The organism is Loktanella sp. S4079 (genome assembly GCF_000967725.1).
GTDB lineage: Bacteria > Pseudomonadota > Alphaproteobacteria > Rhodobacterales > Rhodobacteraceae > Yoonia.
Genome location: NZ_JXYE01000006.1, coordinates 69800 through 89188, shown reverse-complemented (window position 1 = coordinate 89188; position 19389 = coordinate 69800). Strand labels below are relative to the sequence as shown.

Here is a 19389-nt window from a genome sequence, read left to right as displayed (position 1 = left end):
TGTAATTTGTTTTCACAAACTGCTAAAAAAACAGCAGTTCGCAGATATGCAAAACCTAGGCGGCTATGGTCTTTTGGCGCTGCAACCCCAAAATCGCAGCACCAACCAATCCTGGCTCAATCGGGCACTGCGCAGGCACGATCAACGGACGATCAAATTTGCGCAAGCTGCGCGCACGCACAGCCACATCCAACGCCTCAATCAGTGCCGTTGAATTTGACATGCCACCACCGACGGCCACAATTCCAGCACCCAGCATATTTTCCATAACCGCCAGCGGTCCTGCCAAAATTGCGATCCAGACGTCGATGGTATGACGCGCAAGCGCTTCACCCGCCTCCCAGTCCGCGACAATCCGTTTGCTATCCTCAGTCACGCCATGCAAATGCTGATGCAACCTTTCTAGCCCACGCGCGGAACAGACCGCATCCAAACAACCCGACTGCCCGCAACCACAGGCAAACGCAGGCAAAGTCACCGCCGGATCGTCAATCACCCGTTGTGCAACTGGGCCATGACCGATTTCACCGGCGAAACCACCGTTTCCGTTGATCAGCTCACCCCGAACAACAACGCCGCCGCCAACCCCGGTCCCCAAGATCAGACCAAACACAACGTCATGTCCACGCCCGGCACCCACCGTTGCCTCGGCCAAGGCAAAGCAATCCGCGTCATTCGCCAGAACTACGGGCAACCCAAGGATCTGCGCCAACTCCTGCTCTAATTTGCGCCCGGTCAGACAGGGAATATTGGCCATCGTGGCCACCCCTGTTTCCGGGTCCAAAACTCCAGCCATTGAAAAGGCCACAACCTCGGGCGCGGTGTTGGCCTGCGCGATCTGACTGCGCAGCACCGCGATGAACGCATCAAAATCATCGACCGGAGTCGCAACCCGCCCCTTAGGGATCACCTTATCGGCGCTATAGGCCTCGGCCACTTTGATCGTGGTCCCACCGATATCGAAACAGATAATCACGCGGTTTGTCCTTTCTGACGGCCAGCGATCCATGTGCCCGCCGCGGTCAATTCTGAGGTCAGGCTAAAGAAATCCGCGTGCGCACCGGGACGCAGATGACCGCGATCCGTTAACCCAATCGCCTGCGCAGGGAATTTGCTCGCCATTTGCAAGGCTTGCCCCAAAGGCAGCCCAAGCGTTTGGTGCACATAGCGCACTGCATCAATTAACGCGATATCAGCACCGGCCAACGTACCGTCAGCAAGGGTCAACCGCCCATCAGCGCGGTAAATCTGACGACCATTCAAGGTAAAACCGGTTTGATCACTGCCAATCGTCGACATCGCATCAGAAACCAAAAACACCTGCCCCGGCCCTTCATTGCCGCGCAAAGCCACACGCATTGCCGCATCTGACACGTGATACCCATCCGCAATCAGCCCAGCGGACAAACGGCTATCATCCAATGCCGCGCCCACAAGTCCCGGCGCCCGATGGGCCATCTGGCTCATGGCGTTAAATAAATGAGTCACCATCCCCGCCCCAGCATCGGCATAGGACACCGCTGTTTCATAGCTGCAATCTGTGTGCCCCAAACTGACCGTAACGCCCGCCTTGCGCAATTCACGCACCTGATCTGGGCTCACAGATTCGGGGGCAATCGTGCAAATCATATGTGCAATTTCTTGCGCCGCTTTTGTAATGCGCGTCAGATCAGCATCAGTCATCGACCGGATCAATGCCGGATCATGCGTGCCCTTTCGTGCAACGGCCAAATGTGGCCCCTCAAGATGCAGCCCCAAGAACCCCGGCGTTCCTTTCGCCTCTTTGGCGGCAAGGACTGCGCGGTCGGTCAGTTCGGGCGCATCGGTGATCAAGGTTACCATGACCGCCGTCGTGCCAAACCCTGCATGCGCATCGCAAATCGTTGCAACGGCACTGGCATCGCAAGCATTGTTGAACAACACCCCGCCACCGCCATTCACCTGCAAATCAATTAATCCGGGCGCGATTACCCCGGCAACCTGCTGCGCATCGGACACCTGATCAGCAGGCACAATGGCTTTGACGCGCCCACCCTCAACCAAGAGCGCGGCATCATCATGCCAATCAGTGCCGTCGAAAATGCGCGCAGCGCGAAATGCAGAAATCTGAGTCATAAAGAGACCCTACCAAACCGTACCACGAGCAGCCACGGTCTCGACCCGTGTCACAGTGTCATTTTCGTGAAAAACAATGCGGTCGAACAAATTTGACACAACACAGGTATGATTAGGGATGACGCGCACCCGCGCCCCCACCTCGGGCAACGGCCCATCGCAGGCCGACAGATCTACGACCGCGTGCTCTTCGGAAAGCGAGGTAATCCGCGCGCCGGGTAGCTCAACGATTTCGCCGTGGTCCGCAAACCCCAACAGATCAGAGGTCAACGCCTTTGACCCTGCATCCAAAACAGCGCGCGTCGTGGTCGGGCGCGACACGACTGTTGCCAGGACATGCATCGCCAAATCATCCGCCGTGCATTCGCCCGCACGAACCATCGAACGATCATTGTAAACATAAGTTCCTGAACGATGCTCGGTCGCACTTGGCACGGCACCTGCGTTAAACAAATCAGGGCTACCGCCATTAGAACGCACAGGACAATCAATCCCCAAAGCGGATAGCTGCGCCATCGTCGTGGCAAAAAACGCTTCGACGGCTTGCGCACCGCCCGCAGGCGGATAGGTCATTAACCCGTCAAACCGCAGTCCCGACGCCTGTTCGATCTGCTTAGCCAATTGGACCGCTTGTTCTGGGGTTTGCACACCGCAACGCCCAGCACCCGTTTCACATTCAACCAAAATCGCTAGCGGCTTATCCGCGTCGGCAAAGGCGTCCGCCAACCCCGCAACAGTCACCGCGCTATCGGCAACAACGCGCAACTGTGCGACGCGGGCGTTCAGCCGCCGCAACCGCGCAAGCCGCGCGGCCCCCAGCAAATTGTAAGTAATCAGAATGTCATCAAACCCCGCATCGGCAAAAACCTCTGCCTCGGTCAATTTTTGACAATTGATACCAACGGCACCAGCCGCGATCTGCTGCTTTGCAATCGCAGGGATCTTATGTGTCTTGATATGCGGGCGAAACGCTTTGCCTTGCGCCGAGATGTAACGCTGCGCCCGCGCGATATTAGCCGCCAACCGCGCCTCATCGATGATAGGCATCGGCGTCATCACATCAGCCAATGCCGTCCCCGGGGCAGGCCACGGAAAATCGTCAAATGTGGTCATGCGAATGGGTCCTCAACACGGGGCCAAATGTCTTGGCGAACAAAGCGATAGGGGTTGGTCGCCGGATCATTCGGATAGGGCCGACCTGCTGAACAATATAGAATATCCGACGCAATCGGCTCAAAGGCGGCATAGAAATGATTGGTCGATTTGATCACCAAGATTTGCTGAGCCTCCGGGGCAATCCCCATCACACGAAATAGCGAAGGATCATAGCTTTGCGCGCGCACCGTGTTCAAGATCACATCAATGCCGATGGGATCACCTTGGGGATCAAGCAAAGCAACATGCACCGCCGGGCCAAAGGGCACGACGCTTTCGCCAAATGTCATGGCTGCGTCGGTATTCACTGTCACGACCTTGATCAGCGCGTCCACGGGATCACCCGTTTCAGGCGCAGATTTCCCGCCAAAGCGCAGCGGCATCACCGCCCCCTCGCCAGCGGCGATACATAGCTTGGCGGCAATCGGGTCCCAAATCGTACCGACAGCGACACCCGTTGCGCGACGCTTGATCAATTCCTTCAATACCACCGTGGCATCACCTGCCGTACCGCCGCCCGGATTATCCCACATATCCGCCAAGACAACCGGCCCGTCACGCATATCCATCGCCATTTTCACGGCCTGCTGTTCAGTCAGCGCTGGCATCAAATGCTGCCCCCGGTTTGCAAACAATTCCTGCCCAAGCGACTGCGCCAAAGCGGCACCATGCGTCGCTGCGTCGTCTGTAATTACCACCACATGTGTTCCCATTTCTGGAACATCACCCGCCATAAAGCCGTGGATTACGGACACCGATAGCACCCGCGGGTCATCCTGCTCTAGTGCAATCATACGATTCACAAAGCTGCGCATCGGCTCTCGCGAGGTGGGAAAGACATCAATCATCCGGCAATCATAGGTCGACATCACGGGACGAACGCGCCCCTCGAGCCGTTCAACCACAATCGCCCAAAGATCCTCTGCCCGTTCAACAAAATCGATATGCGGGAATTCTTTGAACGCGACAAAGAAATCCGCAGCCTCTGTGCGTTTGGCCGTTAGGTGGCTATGCGGGTCCAGTTCTGCGCAGACCAAAACATCAGGGCCCACAATCTCGCGGATGCGCGCCAGCAAATCACCCTCTGGATCGATACACCCCTGCGCGACCATTGCGCCATGCAACCCTAAAACCACAGCATCAACGGGTAACGCCGCGCGCAATTGCGCTAGGATCTCATCCCGCAAACCAACATGCGCCTCGCCCGACACCAAACCCGCCGGGTCAGCCCACGCAGCTGTGCCTTCGATCAGTGTCCAGCCCTTTTGCGCACAAACCTTGCGGCCCACCGGAATCGGGGCCGTGCATAGGGTCGCTGTGTCAGGATGCGCGCCGGGCGCCGCATAAAACGATTCCTCAAAAGCACGGCGGTCGATCACAATCGGAGAAAACGTGTTTGTTTCAGTCGCCATGGCGGCGACAAAAATACGCTTGGCGTCAGGGTCTGTCATGATCAATCCTTGATGTGCGGCAAGTAACCAACAAAGCCCGCGATCTTCCAGCGGCCATCATGCCAGCGACACCAATATAGCGTTTGCCAATTCATCCGCTCTGCTGTTCCATCGCGTCGCGGCAAATGACCGTCAAACTTCTTGCGCACCAATGCGGTATCACCATTCAGCTCTATTTCTTCGAGACGGGTCGCACGATAGATGCCATCACGCGGATCGCCCAAATAGGCACCCGCATCACGCTGTTCGACAAAATCCTGCGCCTGGCGCAACCAATCATCGCGGTATGCCGCGAGCGTCGGATAAGCGAGACTATATTTATCAGGGTCACCCTGAAAATGCCCACTCATGCCGGTAAAGTTCTCAGCGACGAAGTCATCAGCGACGGCCGTCCAATCCGCTGATACAAATGCATCAATATCCCGAGGGACGAGCATCTCCCATATTTCCCGACGATCGGCGTCGTTTTCAGGGAAAGGGTTTTTGAACGGGTCGCGTTTTGTCATCTACAGAACATCCTAGTGAAATTAATTTCTATACTGATGCGAATTATCTGGATAAATCCAGCCAAATGTGGCTGAATGCGACCAATTGGCGAAAATAAATTTCTTTTTTGCCCAAAATTTGATCTCGACGGCGGGTACTTCGTCTTGCAAAGTCAGGACAACGAAACGCAAAGGGCCGCAGCGCGGTAAATGAACATGACCGACCCTTCTGATCTTTCTCTTGCTTCTGGCACCACTTCTGCCGGAAACCTCGTGCTCGCTTTGGCGGACGAGGAAGGTCGATTATCCGCCCAAGAGAAAAAGCTAGCAGAGGCCGTGCTATCGGACATGGAATTTGCGACCAACGCATCCATCACCGAAATCGCCGAAAGAGCAGGCGTATCACCGCCAACCGTAACACGGTTTTGCCGCAGGCTCGGTTGCGCGTCGTTTTCTGACTTTAAGGTGCAGCTCGCCAAATGCGCCTATGTTGGGCTGCGCTATCTCAAACCCGAGGCGGTCACGACAACCCCAGATCAGGTCGCCGAAGATATCGTGACCAAAGCCCAAAACGCCCTCTTCGAAATGCACCGCACGCTTGACCTCGAACAGGTCAAAGCCGCCGTTGATCTCTTGTCGAATGCGCAAATGATTTACGCTTTCGGCTCTGGCGGGAATTCATCCATGATCGTCAATGAGTTGCAAAACCGGCTGTTTCGGCTGGGGGCGCAAATTTCGGCATCCAATGATCACGCGATGAACCTGATGATTTCGGCAGCAACGCAACCGGGCACGGTGGTCTTTGGCGCGTCAGTATCGGGCCGCAACGAAGAACTGATCCGCTGTTTCGAGTTGCTGCGCGACCGGGGCATTCCGACCATCGCGCTCACCCAAGGGGGGTCACCACTGGCCGACGTTTCAGACGTCGTGGTTCCGGTCAGCCTTCCCGAAGGTAAAAACATCTTTCGGGCGACATCGGTGCGCTACGCCTCTTTGGCAGTTATCGACATCATCGCGAACCTTGTTGCCTACAGGGATCGCAGCAAATCCACAAAAATTCTGCGCGGGATCAAAGAACAGCTACTGCGTCACCGGGACGGTGGCGACGACAGTCAGATCTTGGGCGATTAAACGCAACACTCACGGACGGACCAACCGGCCACAGACACAACAGGACCCACCATGGCGGCCAGCCTCGCTATCATCACCGGAAGCGCCGGTGACATCGGGCGTGCGATTGCAGCACGGCTTGCAAAGGATCACGACCAGATCATCCTTGCCGATATTGATCTCTCCACCGCCACAGCCGCGGCTGAACAATTGGGCGCGGGCTTTGTCCCGATGCAGTTGGACGTGACCGACCCAGCAAGTTGCGCCGCCGCCGCCGAACACATCGCGCAGATGGGAACTTTGCGGACGCTTGTGAATAACGCAGGCGCATCCGTGGCGGTCAGTATGCAAAGCGCGACTGTAAGCGATTGGCAATCTGATCGGGCGCTTAACCTCGATGGGCCGTATTTCGTTTTTCAGGCGCTTGCGGATCAACTGATCGCCGCCAAAGGGGCAGTCATCAACATCGCTTCGGTGAATGGAATGGGTGTCTTTGGGCATCCGGCCTATTCCGCCGCCAAAGCAGGTATGATCCATTTCACCAAAATGATCGCTGTCGAATATGGCAAATACGGCATTCGCGCAAACACGGTCGCCCCCGGCACCGTGCGGACCCAAGCATGGACAGACCGCGCCCAAGCCAATCCCCAAGTTTTCGAGGAAGCCGCCGAACATTACGCGCTCGGCCGGATCGTTGACCCGACAGACGTGGCAGAGGCAGTCGGCTTTCTCGCTTCGCCGCTGGCGGGGGCGATCACCGGCGTGTGCTTGCCCGTCGATTGCGGATTAACCGCAGGCATTCCCGCACTGGCGCGCACCTTTAGCCAGTCTCAAGATTATTAAACCTCAGGACCGAACATGACTTATTTTCTGGAAAACGCGTGGCATCCCGATCCCGCGCCCGAAGGCACTTGGACGCTGACACTGACCAACCTGTCCGACGCACCGTTGCGGGATTTCAAATTATCGCTGACATCGATCACACGGATCATGCCCGAACATCAGCTAAGCGGGGCAGTTTTTCTGCGCCGAGACGCCAATTTCCACGAATTTGCCCCCAGCGATAACACCCCCATCGCCCCCGGAGAAAACTGGACATTCGCGGTCAGCGGCATCAACAGATCCCCCTTTCACCGCAACGATGCTGCGAAAACCGCATGGATCACCGACGCCGATGGCCATCACACACCCGTCCAAGTCGGCGATTTGATGCACGCAGATCAGGCACCAGCCACACCAACGCCACGCCTTCCCGAAGGGCGGCTTACCCTGCCCTTTGCGCTTTTGCCTTGGCCGAACGCAATTGACGCCACCGCCGGTGATACCCCCGTCATTTTGCACGCCGCGCCGGGCACCAGCGTCGCCCAAATGCGCGAGATGCTATCGGTTGATGCGCTGCACGCCCGGCTGTTTCCAACCTGCAAACGGGTTTTCCAGATCTCACCGACACCGGGCAGCAAGGCGATTGCTTTTGTCGATGACAGCACCCTCCCCTCCGAAGGTTACTCCCTGAGCTTTGCAGATACGATCACCCTATCGGCAAGCTCAGAACAGGGGCGGCGTTACGGGCTGATCGCGCTCGCGCAAATTATGCACGGGGCCTTTACCGACCCTGATTTCAGCTTTCCTGCGACGGGCACGATTTCGGACGCGCCGCGCTATGACTGGCGGGGTTGCCATCTGGATGTCTCGCGTCATTTCTGGACCTTCGAAGAAGTCCTACGCGTGATCGACATGCTGGCTTGGCACAAGCTAAACATCTTTCACTGGCACCTGACAGACGACGAAGGTTGGCGCGCCGAAATCAAAGCCTACCCAGAATTGACCCAAGCCGGCGCAACCCGTGGCGCGGATGTGCCCAATATGTTGCCGCAACTCGGCGACGGCGCCGCGAAAAAACATGGGTTCTACACCCAAGACCAAATGCGCGCCGTGGTCAGCCATGCCGCCAGCCTCGGGATCGAAGTCATGCCAGAAATCGAAACACCCGGCCACGCGGCTGCCGTGCTCGCGGCATTGCCATTCCTTGTCGACCCTGATGAGCCCGCCAATAGCTATTATCCGGTCCAAGGCTACTTCAATAACGCATGGAACCCGGCGGTGCCTGCCACCTTTGACGTGCTGAACAAAGTCTTTGACGAAATCGCAGAAATCTTCCCGTCCAAATACATCCATATCGGCGGGGATGAAGTCGCGCATAACGCGTGGCTGACCTCCCCCTTGGCCAAATCACTGATGGAACAAGAAGGTCTGCAAGGCACCTTTGAACTGCAAAGCTGGTTCCTGACCAAGGTCAAACAGATGCTCACCGCGCGCGGCAAAACCATGGTCGGCTGGAACGAGATCGCCCATGGCGGCGGGGTCCCCCCCGAAGATACGCTCTTGATGGCGTGGGAAAACCCCAAGGTCGGCATCGAACTGGCTGAAAAAGGGTATGACGTCGTGATGACACCGGGTCAGGCCTATTATCTGGATATGGTCCAAGGCAGCGATTGGCTGGAAAACGGTGCAGGCTGGGCTGGCCCCGTCCCCCCCGAGCAAAGCTACACCTACGAGGCCGAAGGCGATTTTCCAACCGAACTGCGCGATCAAATGCGTGGCATCCAAGCCTGCATTTGGTGCGAACATTTCACCACCCGCCAATGGTTCAACGATCTGGTCTTCCCACGGCTCAGCGCCGTAGCCGAGGCCGCATGGACCCAAAAAGACAACAAAGACTGGCTGCGCTTTGCAAGACAAGTGCGCCTTCATCCCGAACTCTAACACCTGCGGGGTCGTGCCAATCACGACCCCACCCCAAAGGATAAACACATGCGTATCGCTGTTGGCGGCATCCACACCGAATGTTCCACCTATTCGCCCGTCTTGATGCAGACCGAAGACTTCCGCGTTCTGCGCGGCGACGCGCTGACGAATAGTGACTACTTTGGCTTTCTTGGCGATTTCGACGCCCAGGTCGCCCCGCTCTTTCACGCGCGCGCCGTGCCGGGTGGGCCACTGGCGCGCGAAACCTACGAAGCCTTCAAAACCGAGTTCCTCGAACGGCTCGAGGCGGCGAAACCCTTTGACGCGGTTTACCTTGCGATGCATGGCGCGATGCATGTTGACGGGATGTTCGACGCCGAAGGCGATTGGATCGCCGCCGTCCGCGCCGCTGTCGGACCGGATATGTTGATCGCGGCCAGCTACGACCTACACGGTAATGTCTCGCAAAAGATCGTCGACCAGATCGACATTTTTGCCGCCTATCGCACAGCACCACATATCGACGTGGCCGAGACCATGAACGCCGCATATAAAATGCTGCTTTGGGCCGCCAAAAGCGGGCAACGACCCGGCGTGGTGCGTGTCCCCGTGCCGCATCTTTTGCCGGGTGAACGCTCCTCCACCGAGGACGAGCCGGGACGCTCGCTCTATGCCGCGCTACCGCAGCACGAAACACCAGATGTTTGGCGTACCGATTTGATGATTGGCTATGTCTGGGCCGACGAACCACGCGCCACGGCCTGTGCCGTGGTTACGGGTACAAACAAAACTGCCGCCGAAGCAGCCGGTCGCGCAATTGCGCAATCGTTCTGGAACGCGCGCGATGATTTTCGGTTCGGGCCGACCACCGGCCCATTGGATAAAATGCTCGATATCGCCGCAAAATCAAAGACAACGCCCGTCATCCTCGCCGATAGCGGCGACAACCCAACGGGCGGCGGCGTCGGGGACCGGGGCGATGTTCTCTCAGCTCTGATTGACCGCAATTGGCAGGACGCATTGATCGCGGGCATTACAGACGCACCGGCGGTCGCGGCTTGCTTTGACGCAGGCAAGGGCCAGACAATCACGCTGACAATTGGCGGATCGCTTGATCCGGCTGGCGGCAAAGTCACCGTTGATGCAGAAATCGTCACGCTTCACCCCGGCGATACGCCCAACGAAAATCAGGCAGTCGTGCAAATTGGCGGGATCCGCGTCGTGCTTGCCGCCCGACGGAGACCGTATCACAACATTGCAGATTTTACGCTCTTGGGGTTGGACCCAACAAAGGTTCAGCTCCTTGTGGTGAAATCTGGTTACCTGTCACCTGAACTCGCCCCGATTGCCAACCCGAATTTGATGGCACTGACAGATGGCGTCGTAAACCAAGACATTCCCAAATTGGCAAACACACACCGAACCAAAGGTGTGCTCCCCTTTGAGACGCCCCGCGATTTCACACCTGTTGCGCAATCATCCGCACGATTTTCAGGCTAGCTATGGGCCCTTGGTTCGATATTTTGCGGCGACATCGGGTGATGCGCGCCTCGGCGGCTGCTGTTTTTCTTTACGGATTTAGCGGCGCCGCCACCTCACCCTATCAATCCATCGTTGCCATCCGCGAACTCGGCATGAGCGACGGCGGCTACGCGATGCTCGCACTATGTGCTGCTATCGCCAATGTTGTGATGGCGATAGGTGTCGGGATGATTTCCGATCACTTTCAAAGCTACCGAAAACCGTTGATTTTTGTCAGTTGCTTTGGCGTCGTGGGTTTTGCTGCCGTCTGGGCCACCCCAAGCATCCTCGTCTTTAGCCTCGCGATGCTGGGACCTTTGGCGCTGTATCACGCGATGAATTCGATGCTGTTTGGCAATGTGCGCGCCCATTCCAACCGGTTCGACCCCGAAGAATCCCGGATCGCCAATGCGCTCATGCGGATCATGATTTCATTGTCGTGGGTCCTGATGCCCGGCGCGGTCGGACTTCTTTTGGCCAATAGCGATACGATGATCGCGGCATATCTGATCGCTGCACTTGTGGCCTTTGGGATTTTCTTGACTGTCACTTTCTGGCTAGAGCCGGACGTCAACCAGCCCTCTACGAACACTGGCCCTCGCCCGCCCGCATTTCGCGATCTTAAACGGATTGTCGCGCCCAATCTTTTGTGGCGCGTTCTGGGGGTCGCGCTCATCAGTCAGGTGCTACATGTGAACGCTGCGGTTTTACCGCTGGTCGTAACCGGTTCGGCCCAAGGCGAAACATCGGACGTCGGGTTTCTGGTCGGAATCGTCGCCGTGCTCGAGGTGATCTTTATGGTGTTTTGGACACGCGCAACACGCGACACCGCAATCACATCGGCGCTGATGATTTGCGCCACGCTTTACCTTGGCTATCTGGGCGCGCTCGCCATCGCCACGGCACCTTGGCATGTTTATCTGGCAAGCTGCCTGGCCGGGTTTGCCGCAGCCGGAATCGTATCCTTGCCGATCAGCTATCTGCTAGACCTGATCAGCGACCGCCCCGGACTGTCTGCGTCGCTTTTGGCGGTGAATGTCTTTTTGGGTGGCGGTCTCGGGGCAGGCGTTTTTGGAATTGGCACAACAATGGGTGGCTATGGAACAGCGGCCATTCTCAGCGGCGTATTCGGATGCATTGGCGCAGGCCTACTGATTTTAGTCGAAAGGCAAAACCATGAACAAAGTCACGCTTGAAATCTGCGTCGATGACGCCGACGGCATTGCGACCGCGACCCGAGGCGGAGCGAACAGAATTGAACTTTGCGCGGCACTTGCTCTTGGTGGGCTTAGCCCCTCAATCGGCCTGATCGAAATCGCGAGGCAAAGCCCCCTGCCCGCCATGGCCATGATCCGCCCACGCGCTGGTGATTTTGTTTGGAACACCGCCGAACGAAACGCCCAATTGGCCGAAATCGCGACGGTTAAACAGGCGGGCCTCGCGGGGGTGGTGATTGGCGCATCGCGACCTGATGGATCACTTGATGCACATACACTGGCCCAATTTGTCGATGCCGCCAAAGGATTAGACATCACCGTGCATCGGGCCATCGACCTGACGCCCGACATCCATCAGGCCATGCAGATCTGCCAAGAACTCGGGATCAAACGGGTGCTTACATCTGGCGGTGCACAAACCGCAATGGATGGCATCGCGCGGCTCAGGCAAATGGCGAAATACGGAATAACCATCATGCCGGGCGGCGGGATCAACGCAGATAACATCGGCGCGCTTCGCAACGAAATCCCGCTGCACGAGGTTCACGCCTCTTGTTCAGTGCCCGCAACGAAGCCCAATAACCCCAAAATCAGCGCATTTGGCTTTCAGCCCCAAAACGCGCGGGCGACAAATCTTGATCAGATCATCGCCCTACGCAAATCCTTGCATCACTTGGGTGCGCGCACCTCGGGGTGAACCGCCTCGTAATAATCGCGCAACGACAGCTTGCTTGCCGCGGCCTCATCAATCACGACGGTCACTTTGCGGTGCATTTGCAAAACCGATGCTGGGCAGGCCGCCGAAACCGGACCTTCGATCATCTTGGCCACAACCTCGGCCTTGCCTTCGCCAAAGGCGAGCAAGACGATTTCTTGGGCACGCATAATCGTGCCAATGCCCATCGTGATCGCCAATCGGGGCACATCGTCAAAACTGTCAAAGTACCGCGCATTTGCATCGCGGGTCGAATGGGTCAACGTCTTGATCCGCGTGTGCGAAGCCAAGCTCGACGTGGGTTCGTTAAACCCAATGTGCCCATTCGCACCCAATCCCAATAGCTGCAAACCAATATCGCCCGCGCCCACAATCGCTGCCTCGTAACGATCGGCCTCTGCCTCGGGATCGGCGGCATCACCACAAGGCAAAAACGTATTTTCAGGACGCATATCAACATGCGCGAATAGCTTCTCACGCATGTAATACCAATAAGAACAGGGATGATCGGGCCGCAACCCGACATATTCATCCAAGTTGAATGACCGCGCCTGCGCCATCGACATCTGCCCCGCCTGATGCAACGCAATCAAACGGGCATAGACCGCCTCCATCGTGCCACCCGTGGCAAGACCCAAAACAGTATCGGGCTGTTTGACCAACCGCTCTGCGAATAATCCGGCAACACAATCAACCGCCGTTGCCTGCGTTTCGTGAATCAAAACCTTCATCGGATCAAAGCGGCTTCCACGCGAGAACGTCAATCTCGACTTTGGCATCCACCATCAGTCTGGATTCGACTGTTGAACGCGCGGGCGGGTTCGGACCAAAGTGTTTTTCAAAAACCGCGTTGAACGACGAAAAATCGCGCGCATCATCCAGCCAGCAATTCACTTTGACGATATCTTCGAAACCGCAATCAGCGAGCGCAAGAACCTCTTTGATGTTGGCGATCACCTGTTCGGTCTGGGCGACAATGCCGCCACTTACGACCTCTCCGTCGACTGTCGGAACTTGACCCGAAACATGCACGTAATCACCGGCGCGAACGGCCTTTGCAAAGGGGCGCTTTTGCCCTCCGGCCTGCGCATCGGCAGTATCATAACGGATGAGGCGTTGCTCAGACATAAACTACTCCAAATATGTGGTTTTTTGTCTCTACAGACTACCGTGATTCACCCGTAAACAGCAAGAAAAGGCGCGCGATTTCCCCTATTTTCGCGCGCTTTTGCTCATATTTTGTGACGCGGCTAAGCCAGCATTTCCGACATTGCCACGACCCGGTGTTCTGCCAGCGAAATTTGCGCTGCCATCCCCATCAAAACGGCCATTTTTCCGTCATGAAAACTGACTTCGGGCTGCGCCCGTTCGCCACGTACAACCTCTAGAAACTTTTGATGCTGATAAAAGGTCGAACCGTTATGATCCCCAGCCTCTAGCAAGGCTGGATCGACCGGAATATCGCGCTCAACCGGACCTTTTGGATCACGCGGACTGACCACCAATTGCGGAACAGGCGGCGCGCCCAGATGATCGGGCCAAAACCGACCCGGCCCCGGCACGAATGCCTCAATTTTACCAAGCGGGCCAACAGCAGAAACTTCTTCTTGATAGCGCGCGCCTTCAGCAAACATGCACAGCTCTAGCATCGCGCGACTGCCATTGTCGAAATCAACAATGACATAGCCGTTGTCCAAAATATCGGGCTGTTCACCGTTATAACGCTCATCCAAATGGTTCGCGTCCTGCCCACCAGAGGCCATGACCCGCACAGGTTCAGCCCCCAACGTCAATCGCATTAAATCAAAGAAATGGCAGCATTTCTCGACAAAGGTTCCACCCGAATAGCGGTTAAACCTGTTCCAATCACCAACCTTTTCCAAGAACGGGAACCGATGCTCGCGGATGGTCAGCATCTTAATCCCACCCGTTGATTGCGCGGCGTTTTCCAAAAATGCAGCAATCGGCGGCATATACCGATATTCCATCGCAACCCAAACCGGTGCAGGATAGGTCTCTGCAAACGCCTTGATCCGCGCGGCATGTTCAAAATCTGTGAACAACGGCTTTTCAACCAAAACCGGCAAAGGACGTTGTGCCGCCAATGCCTCTAGCTGTTCAACATGGCGAAAATTCGGGCTCGCGATCAAAATGCAATCGAGCTCTGCAATCTCTAATAACGCCGCAACGCTTGTAACCAGCTTTGCATCCGGTGCGATGGACTGAGCGGTTTGCGCCATCCGCGCGTCCGGCTCAAAGATGCCAGCGACCCGCGCCCCATCGAGCAAGGCAATATTACGTAAATGTTCGTGGCCCATCATGCCGCAACCGATGATGCCGTAGTTCGTAATGTTTGACATATTTCCTCCCTAACGCAGGCGCTGCACATAGCGCGCGCGCTGCGGGTCAAACCAAGTCCGTGAAAATTCGACCGAACCGTGTTGTTTGGCGTAGCTGACGCGCTCAATAAAACCGACGGTCTGCCCAATCTGCGGCGCGAATTCTGCGGGTGCAAACTCTGGCACCTCCCCGACCGAAACATAATCCTCGGCATGTGTGATCCAAAAACCCAGCCGCATTTTGTAGTAACGATAGAGCGAATCCGACAGCTCTTGGCGAACGATCTGGCCGGCGTTGCGATCCAGCCAAATTTCTTCGATCGCGATGGGTGTCAGATTCAAAAACCGCAATCGTCTGATACGGGTCGCATCTGGCGACACTCCGAATTCCGGTAAATCAGCAGGCTTTTTCATCTCATCAAGGGACAGAATTTGCGCCGTCGGCAGCCCCCCACCGCGCAACAATTCGAGCCGAAACATGGAATAGACGCTGGTCACATCTTCGGTCTTGCGCACATAATTTCCAGACCCCTGAATGCCCTGCAGTAATCCTTTTTCTTCCAATATTGCCAATGCCTTACGCAACGTCCGAACCGTCGTACCATACTGCTTGGCAAGGTCGCGTTCAGGCGGCAAACGGGCACCTTCAGGCAAATGACCAGAGGTAATCTCGCGGATCAACACCTCGCTGATTTGTACATAAAGCGGCAAAGCCGTCGGTGTTTCACCCTGAACGTACATCCACGCATTCCCCCCTTGCATCAAAAAATTGATACACCATTGATCCAACCCAAAGACACTGCTAGCGATAGATAAAGTCAAGCGGATTTATCGGGGCTACCGCCCATACCATCCGCCCATGAGAGGACATAAAAATGACCATAGTGCCGATAACATCGACCGATCTCGACGCCACCGAAGTGTCATGGTTCGCGGCGCTCTGCTCTGATGATTATCAGTTTCTCGGGGTGCCCGACGGTAATCTGCGATCATCATGGGATCACTGCTCGCAAATCGTCAAAACCGCCGAACAGCAGGGTTTTCGCAACATCCTGTGCCCATCGTCCTATCAGGTTGGCCAAGATACACTTAGCTTTGTGGCGGGCTGCGCCCCAATCACGACAGACATCAATATGCTCGCCGCCGTGCGCTGTGGTGAAATGCAACCGATCATGCTCGCCCGGACCATCGCCACCTTGGATCACATGCTGAATGGCAGGTTAACGGTGAATATCATCAGCTCTGATTTCCCCGGCCAAACCGAAGATAGCAGCTATCGCTACCAACGATCCCGCGAAGTGGTCGAAATCCTGAAACAGGCCTGGACCCAAGACGAAATTAACTACAAAGGCGAGATTTACAACTTTTCTGGCCTGACCACTGATCCGGTGCGCCCCTACCAATCAGGTGGGCCGCTCTTGTATTTCGGGGGATACTCACCTGCGGCGCTCGAACTTTGCGGCCAACATTGCGACGTCTACCTGATGTGGCCCGAAAAGATCGAAGAACTCCAAGGCCGTATGCAAGCAGTCAACGCCGTTGCCGAACGCTATGACCGCACGCTCGACTATGGTCTTCGGGTACATATGATCGTGCGCGACACAGAGGCCGAAGCCCGTGAATACGCTGATTACATCGTGTCAAAACTCGATGACGATCAAGGCGATGCAATCCGGAACCGCGCGCTTGATGCGAAATCGCTTGGTGTCAGCCATCAGGCAAAAAACCGCGAAATCGCAGATGATCACGGATATATCGAACCCAATCTGTGGACAGGTGTTGGGCGCGCGCGGTCTGGTTGCGGCGCCGCAATTGTCGGATCGACGGATCAGGTTCTATCAAAACTCGAAGCCTACCAGAAAATGGGCATACGTGCCTTTATTCTTTCTGGCTATCCGCATCTGGAAGAGGCTGAACATTTTGGTAAACGCGTGTTACCACAGATGAAAACCTGTTCACTTCCGCACGAATATGGCCGCGTCCCGGCTGGTGTTCCTGCGACCCCACTCGGAAACGGAGTCCGCCGCTAATGATGCCTCGCATTGAAATTACCCCTGACCTATCGTTCAGTCAGCTTGTCTATGGCATGTGGCGGATCGGGGACGATGCAAATACTTCTGCCGCCCATATCGAGACAAAAATCCAAAGCTGTCTCTCCCAAGGTATCACGACTTTTGATCAGGCGGACATCTATGGTGGCTACGCTGCCGAAGATCTGCTCGGCACCGCGCTCGAGGCGAACCCAGCCCTGCGTCCGCAAATGGAAATCGTCACCAAATGTGACATCGTGGCCCCGATGGGCCGCTACGCCGATGCAAAATGCAAATACTACGACACGACCCGCGCGCATATCGCGGCTTCTGTTGATCTTTCACTGACAGCAATGGGCATTGAGCAGATCGACCTCTTGCTCATCCACCGCCCAGACCCGCTGATGGACCACCATGAAACAGGGGCCGCATTGGATGAATTGATCGCATCCGGCAAAGTCCGCGCTGTTGGGGTGTCAAACTTTCGACCTTGGGACTGGGAACTGCTTCAATCAGCAATGAAAAATCCGCTTGTCACCAATCAGATCGAGATTTCCGCATCCGCCATTGATCCCTTTACCAATGGCGACATTGCGTTCCATCAGCGTCAGGGCCAGCCAATCATGGCATGGTCCCCGCTGGGTGGCGGCGATCTCATGACAGGGCAAAACGCGCTGACCGACCGGATGGATGAAATCGCCAAGGATCAAGGCGTTGATCGTGCCGCCGTCGCCGTCGCATTTTTGCTGCGCCACCCGTCAAAAATTCTGCCTGTTCTCGGGACGAATAACCTTGATCGCATTGCACGGCTGTCTGACGCTCTTTCTGTTTCAATCTCACGCCAAGACTGGTTTTACCTTTACGAAGCGTCCCTTGGGAATGAAGTGCCATGATCAAGACAGACAACGGCATTTTGGGCATGACACCATTTACCCCCGATCCCGCAAATCCGCGTCAATTGCGCGATGCGTTCGGACAGTTTGCGACCGGCGTCACAATCGTGACCGTCGCAACCGACAAAGGACCAGTGGCGATTACAGCGAACAGCTTCTCCTCGCTGTCGCTTGATCCGCCGCTGGTGCTTTGGGCGCCCGACAAATCATCCCGACGCTGCGCCTACTTTACGCAGGCCCAGCACTTCGCCATCCACGTACTCGGCCAAGAACAAACCGATCTGTGCTGGCAAGTCGCCAAAGACGGGAACTGCCTGGCCGATGCAAACCTGCCCCAAAATGCCGAAGGCGTACCGATCCTGCCCGATTGCCTCGCGCGGTTTGAATGCAGCCACTATGCGACCTATCCGGGCGGTGACCATGAAATCGTGGTCGGCCAAGTAATCCGTGCGGCAATGCGCAACACGGGCGATGCGCTCGCCTTCTTCCAAGGACAAACCGCCAATATAACAAGTACATAGGACAGCATTTGGCGACCCTCGCATTTCAACAACACGCCGTTTGATTTCCGAGGTTTAACAGAAACACGCGGACAGCTATCCTTTCGCGAAACTCGGCACGAGGAAACATGGTCCTAAACGCCAAACTCATCTTTCCGGGGCTGCTCTTTGCGGTGATGGTCGCAATGGCCGCGCAGTTCTTATCGGACCATTACGGCGCGCCAGTCATGTTGATGGCGATCCTACTGGGGATTCCGTTTCAGTTTCTCTCAACCGAAGAACGCACCGCCCCCGGCATCGGATTTGCATCGCGGATGGTCTTGCGGATTGGCGTTGGTCTGCTCGGCGTGCGGGTCAGCATTGATATGGTTGCACAAATCGGGCTCGCGAATGTGGGGCTCGTGGCCTCTGGGGTGGTCTTAACGATCTTGCTTGGCCTCGCCCTAGCGCCTGTATTTCAACGCGATAAGGCATTTGGCTTTTTGACGGGCAGCGCCGTTGCGATCTGCGGGGCTTCTGCCGCGATGGCCATCGCCTCGCTCTTACCCAAAGGCGAAAACACCGAACGGGACGTAACCTTTACTGTGGTTTCGGTCACGCTCGCCTCGACCGTGGCGATGATTATCTACCCCATCATCATCAGCGCCATCGGGCTAGATAGCCAATCCGCTGGCGTGTTTTTGGGCGGGACAATCCATGACGTCGCCCAAGTCGTCGGGGCCGGCTATTCTGTCTCGGATGAAACTGGCGACATTTCGACTTTGGTCAAACTCTTCCGCGTTGGGATGCTCGCCCCTGTGGTCTTTGTTGGAGCGCTGTTTTTGCGGCAATCCGGGCAAAGCGGAGAAAAAGTCCCCCTCGTCCCCGGTTTCGTCATCGGATTTCTCGCGCTCGCAGGTCTGAACTCCTTGGGCTGGTTGCCCGATTGGGCGGTTCACAGCGCCGATAATATTTCGCGCGCGTGTTTGGTCACGGCCGTTGCTGCTGTCGGAATGAAGACCTCTTTCGAAGATCTCAAATCCGTGGGACGTTCTGCCCCGATCATGATCTTGGTGCTGACAATTGCAATCGCCGCCTATGTACTTATTGGGCAGCAACTGATCGGCGGCTAGC

At 56.3% G+C, this 19389-nt stretch carries 19 protein-coding genes; 10 read left to right on the top strand and 9 right to left on the bottom strand.

Features of this window, described 5'->3' with window-relative positions:
* Positions 1–55 precede the first annotated feature (55 nt).
* From TW80_RS13665 to TW80_RS13645, 5 genes are read right to left on the bottom strand one after another with little or no spacing between them, the layout of a single operon-like run.
* Complete coding sequence (locus TW80_RS13665) at positions 56–976, bottom strand: ROK family protein (RefSeq protein WP_045997994.1); 921 nt, start codon at positions 974–976, stop codon at positions 56–58.
* Complete coding sequence (gene nagA / locus TW80_RS13660; protein WP_045997993.1) at positions 973–2115, bottom strand: N-acetylglucosamine-6-phosphate deacetylase; 1143 nt, start codon at positions 2113–2115, stop codon at positions 973–975. Before nagA ends, TW80_RS13665 begins: the two co-directional genes overlap by 4 nt.
* A 9-nt stretch (positions 2116–2124) precedes the next feature.
* Positions 2125–3228 carry an alanine racemase gene (locus TW80_RS13655; protein ID WP_084625800.1) on the bottom strand — a complete coding sequence of 368 codons (1104 nt, stop codon included), beginning with the start codon at positions 3226–3228 and terminating at the stop codon, positions 2125–2127.
* Positions 3225–4721 carry a M81 family metallopeptidase gene (locus TW80_RS13650; protein ID WP_045997992.1) on the bottom strand — a complete coding sequence of 499 codons (1497 nt, stop codon included), beginning with the start codon at positions 4719–4721 and terminating at the stop codon, positions 3225–3227. Before TW80_RS13650 ends, TW80_RS13655 begins: the two co-directional genes overlap by 4 nt.
* Before the next feature lie 2 nt (positions 4722–4723).
* A complete protein-coding gene (locus TW80_RS13645; protein ID WP_045997991.1) occupies positions 4724–5227 on the bottom strand; it encodes a hypothetical protein in 504 nt (167 codons plus the stop codon).
* A 195-nt stretch (positions 5228–5422) separates the two neighbouring features.
* Between TW80_RS13645 and TW80_RS13640 the strand changes: the two genes are divergently transcribed.
* From TW80_RS13640 to TW80_RS13615, 6 genes are read left to right on the top strand one after another with little or no spacing between them, the layout of a single operon-like run.
* Complete coding sequence (locus tag TW80_RS13640; RefSeq protein WP_045998186.1) at positions 5423–6337, top strand: MurR/RpiR family transcriptional regulator; 915 nt, start codon at positions 5423–5425, stop codon at positions 6335–6337.
* Between the two features lie 51 nt (positions 6338–6388).
* The gene (locus TW80_RS13635) at positions 6389–7159 is read left to right on the top strand and encodes an SDR family oxidoreductase (RefSeq protein WP_045997990.1); all 771 of its coding nucleotides are present in this window, start codon (positions 6389–6391) and stop codon (positions 7157–7159) included.
* Between the two features lie 15 nt (positions 7160–7174).
* Positions 7175–9079, top strand: coding sequence for a beta-N-acetylhexosaminidase (locus TW80_RS13630; protein ID WP_045997989.1), 1905 nt, complete (start codon positions 7175–7177; stop codon positions 9077–9079).
* 48 nt (positions 9080–9127) lie between these two features.
* Entirely contained in the window at positions 9128–10561 is a 1434-nt protein-coding gene (locus tag TW80_RS13625; protein WP_045997988.1) for a M81 family metallopeptidase, read from the top strand.
* Between the two features lie 2 nt (positions 10562–10563).
* The gene (locus TW80_RS13620; protein WP_045997987.1) at positions 10564–11778 is read left to right on the top strand and encodes an MFS transporter; all 1215 of its coding nucleotides are present in this window, start codon (positions 10564–10566) and stop codon (positions 11776–11778) included.
* Positions 11759–12496 carry a copper homeostasis protein CutC gene (locus TW80_RS13615; protein ID WP_045997986.1) on the top strand — a complete coding sequence of 246 codons (738 nt, stop codon included), beginning with the start codon at positions 11759–11761 and terminating at the stop codon, positions 12494–12496. The genes TW80_RS13620 and TW80_RS13615 overlap by 20 nt, the downstream gene beginning before the upstream one ends.
* Here the strand turns inward: TW80_RS13615 and nagB are convergent.
* The 4 genes from nagB to TW80_RS13595 form a co-directional block, all read right to left on the bottom strand.
* A complete protein-coding gene (gene nagB / locus TW80_RS13610) occupies positions 12469–13245 on the bottom strand; it encodes a glucosamine-6-phosphate deaminase (RefSeq protein ID WP_045997985.1) in 777 nt (258 codons plus the stop codon). The two genes, TW80_RS13615 and nagB, sit on opposite strands and share 28 nt — an antisense overlap.
* A gap of 4 nt (positions 13246–13249) precedes the next feature.
* Complete coding sequence (locus TW80_RS13605; protein ID WP_045997984.1) at positions 13250–13642, bottom strand: RidA family protein; 393 nt, start codon at positions 13640–13642, stop codon at positions 13250–13252.
* 122 nt (positions 13643–13764) lie between these two features.
* Complete coding sequence (locus tag TW80_RS13600) at positions 13765–14874, bottom strand: Gfo/Idh/MocA family protein (protein WP_045997983.1); 1110 nt, start codon at positions 14872–14874, stop codon at positions 13765–13767.
* 9 nt (positions 14875–14883) lie between these two features.
* Positions 14884–15594 (bottom strand): GntR family transcriptional regulator, encoded by a 711-nt coding sequence (locus TW80_RS13595; protein WP_045997982.1) that lies wholly within the window; start codon positions 15592–15594, stop codon positions 14884–14886.
* A 134-nt stretch (positions 15595–15728) separates the two neighbouring features.
* On the opposite strand from TW80_RS13595, the gene TW80_RS13590 reads away from it, so the two are divergent.
* The 4 genes from TW80_RS13590 (at position 15729) to TW80_RS13575 (ending at position 19388) form a co-directional block, all read left to right on the top strand.
* On the top strand, positions 15729–16883 hold the full coding sequence (locus TW80_RS13590) for an LLM class flavin-dependent oxidoreductase (protein ID WP_045997981.1): 1155 nt from the start codon (positions 15729–15731) through the stop codon (positions 16881–16883).
* Positions 16884–16885: 2 nt separating this feature from the next.
* A complete protein-coding gene (locus tag TW80_RS13585) occupies positions 16886–17776 on the top strand; it encodes an aldo/keto reductase (RefSeq protein WP_045998185.1) in 891 nt (296 codons plus the stop codon).
* Entirely contained in the window at positions 17773–18297 is a 525-nt protein-coding gene (locus TW80_RS13580; protein WP_045997980.1) for a flavin reductase family protein, read from the top strand. The genes TW80_RS13585 and TW80_RS13580 overlap by 4 nt, the downstream gene beginning before the upstream one ends.
* 107 nt (positions 18298–18404) lie before the next feature.
* The gene (locus tag TW80_RS13575) at positions 18405–19388 is read left to right on the top strand and encodes a YeiH family protein (RefSeq protein ID WP_045997979.1); all 984 of its coding nucleotides are present in this window, start codon (positions 18405–18407) and stop codon (positions 19386–19388) included.
* The last annotated feature ends 1 nt before the right edge of the window (position 19389 follow it).

Coding starts and splice junctions, on each gene's coding strand:
- nagA (WP_045997993.1), bottom strand. CDS start 2,115: ATGACTCAGATTTCTGCATTTCGCGCTGCGCGCATTTTCGACGGCACT.
- TW80_RS13655 (WP_084625800.1), bottom strand. CDS start 3,228: ATGACCACATTTGACGATTTTCCGTGGCCTGCCCCGGGGACGGCATTG.
- TW80_RS13650 (WP_045997992.1), bottom strand. CDS start 4,721: ATGACAGACCCTGACGCCAAGCGTATTTTTGTCGCCGCCATGGCGACT.
- TW80_RS13645 (WP_045997991.1), bottom strand. CDS start 5,227: ATGACAAAACGCGACCCGTTCAAAAACCCTTTCCCTGAAAACGACGCC.
- TW80_RS13640 (WP_045998186.1), top strand. CDS start 5,423: ATGACCGACCCTTCTGATCTTTCTCTTGCTTCTGGCACCACTTCTGCC.
- TW80_RS13635 (WP_045997990.1), top strand. CDS start 6,389: ATGGCGGCCAGCCTCGCTATCATCACCGGAAGCGCCGGTGACATCGGG.
- TW80_RS13630 (WP_045997989.1), top strand. CDS start 7,175: ATGACTTATTTTCTGGAAAACGCGTGGCATCCCGATCCCGCGCCCGAA.
- TW80_RS13625 (WP_045997988.1), top strand. CDS start 9,128: ATGCGTATCGCTGTTGGCGGCATCCACACCGAATGTTCCACCTATTCG.
- TW80_RS13620 (WP_045997987.1), top strand. CDS start 10,564: ATGGGCCCTTGGTTCGATATTTTGCGGCGACATCGGGTGATGCGCGCC.
- TW80_RS13615 (WP_045997986.1), top strand. CDS start 11,759: ATGAACAAAGTCACGCTTGAAATCTGCGTCGATGACGCCGACGGCATT.
- nagB (WP_045997985.1), bottom strand. CDS start 13,245: ATGAAGGTTTTGATTCACGAAACGCAGGCAACGGCGGTTGATTGTGTT.
- TW80_RS13605 (WP_045997984.1), bottom strand. CDS start 13,642: ATGTCTGAGCAACGCCTCATCCGTTATGATACTGCCGATGCGCAGGCC.
- TW80_RS13600 (WP_045997983.1), bottom strand. CDS start 14,874: ATGTCAAACATTACGAACTACGGCATCATCGGTTGCGGCATGATGGGC.
- TW80_RS13595 (WP_045997982.1), bottom strand. CDS start 15,594: ATGTACGTTCAGGGTGAAACACCGACGGCTTTGCCGCTTTATGTACAA.
- TW80_RS13590 (WP_045997981.1), top strand. CDS start 15,729: ATGACCATAGTGCCGATAACATCGACCGATCTCGACGCCACCGAAGTG.
- TW80_RS13585 (WP_045998185.1), top strand. CDS start 16,886: ATGCCTCGCATTGAAATTACCCCTGACCTATCGTTCAGTCAGCTTGTC.
- TW80_RS13580 (WP_045997980.1), top strand. CDS start 17,773: ATGATCAAGACAGACAACGGCATTTTGGGCATGACACCATTTACCCCC.
- TW80_RS13575 (WP_045997979.1), top strand. CDS start 18,405: ATGGTCCTAAACGCCAAACTCATCTTTCCGGGGCTGCTCTTTGCGGTG.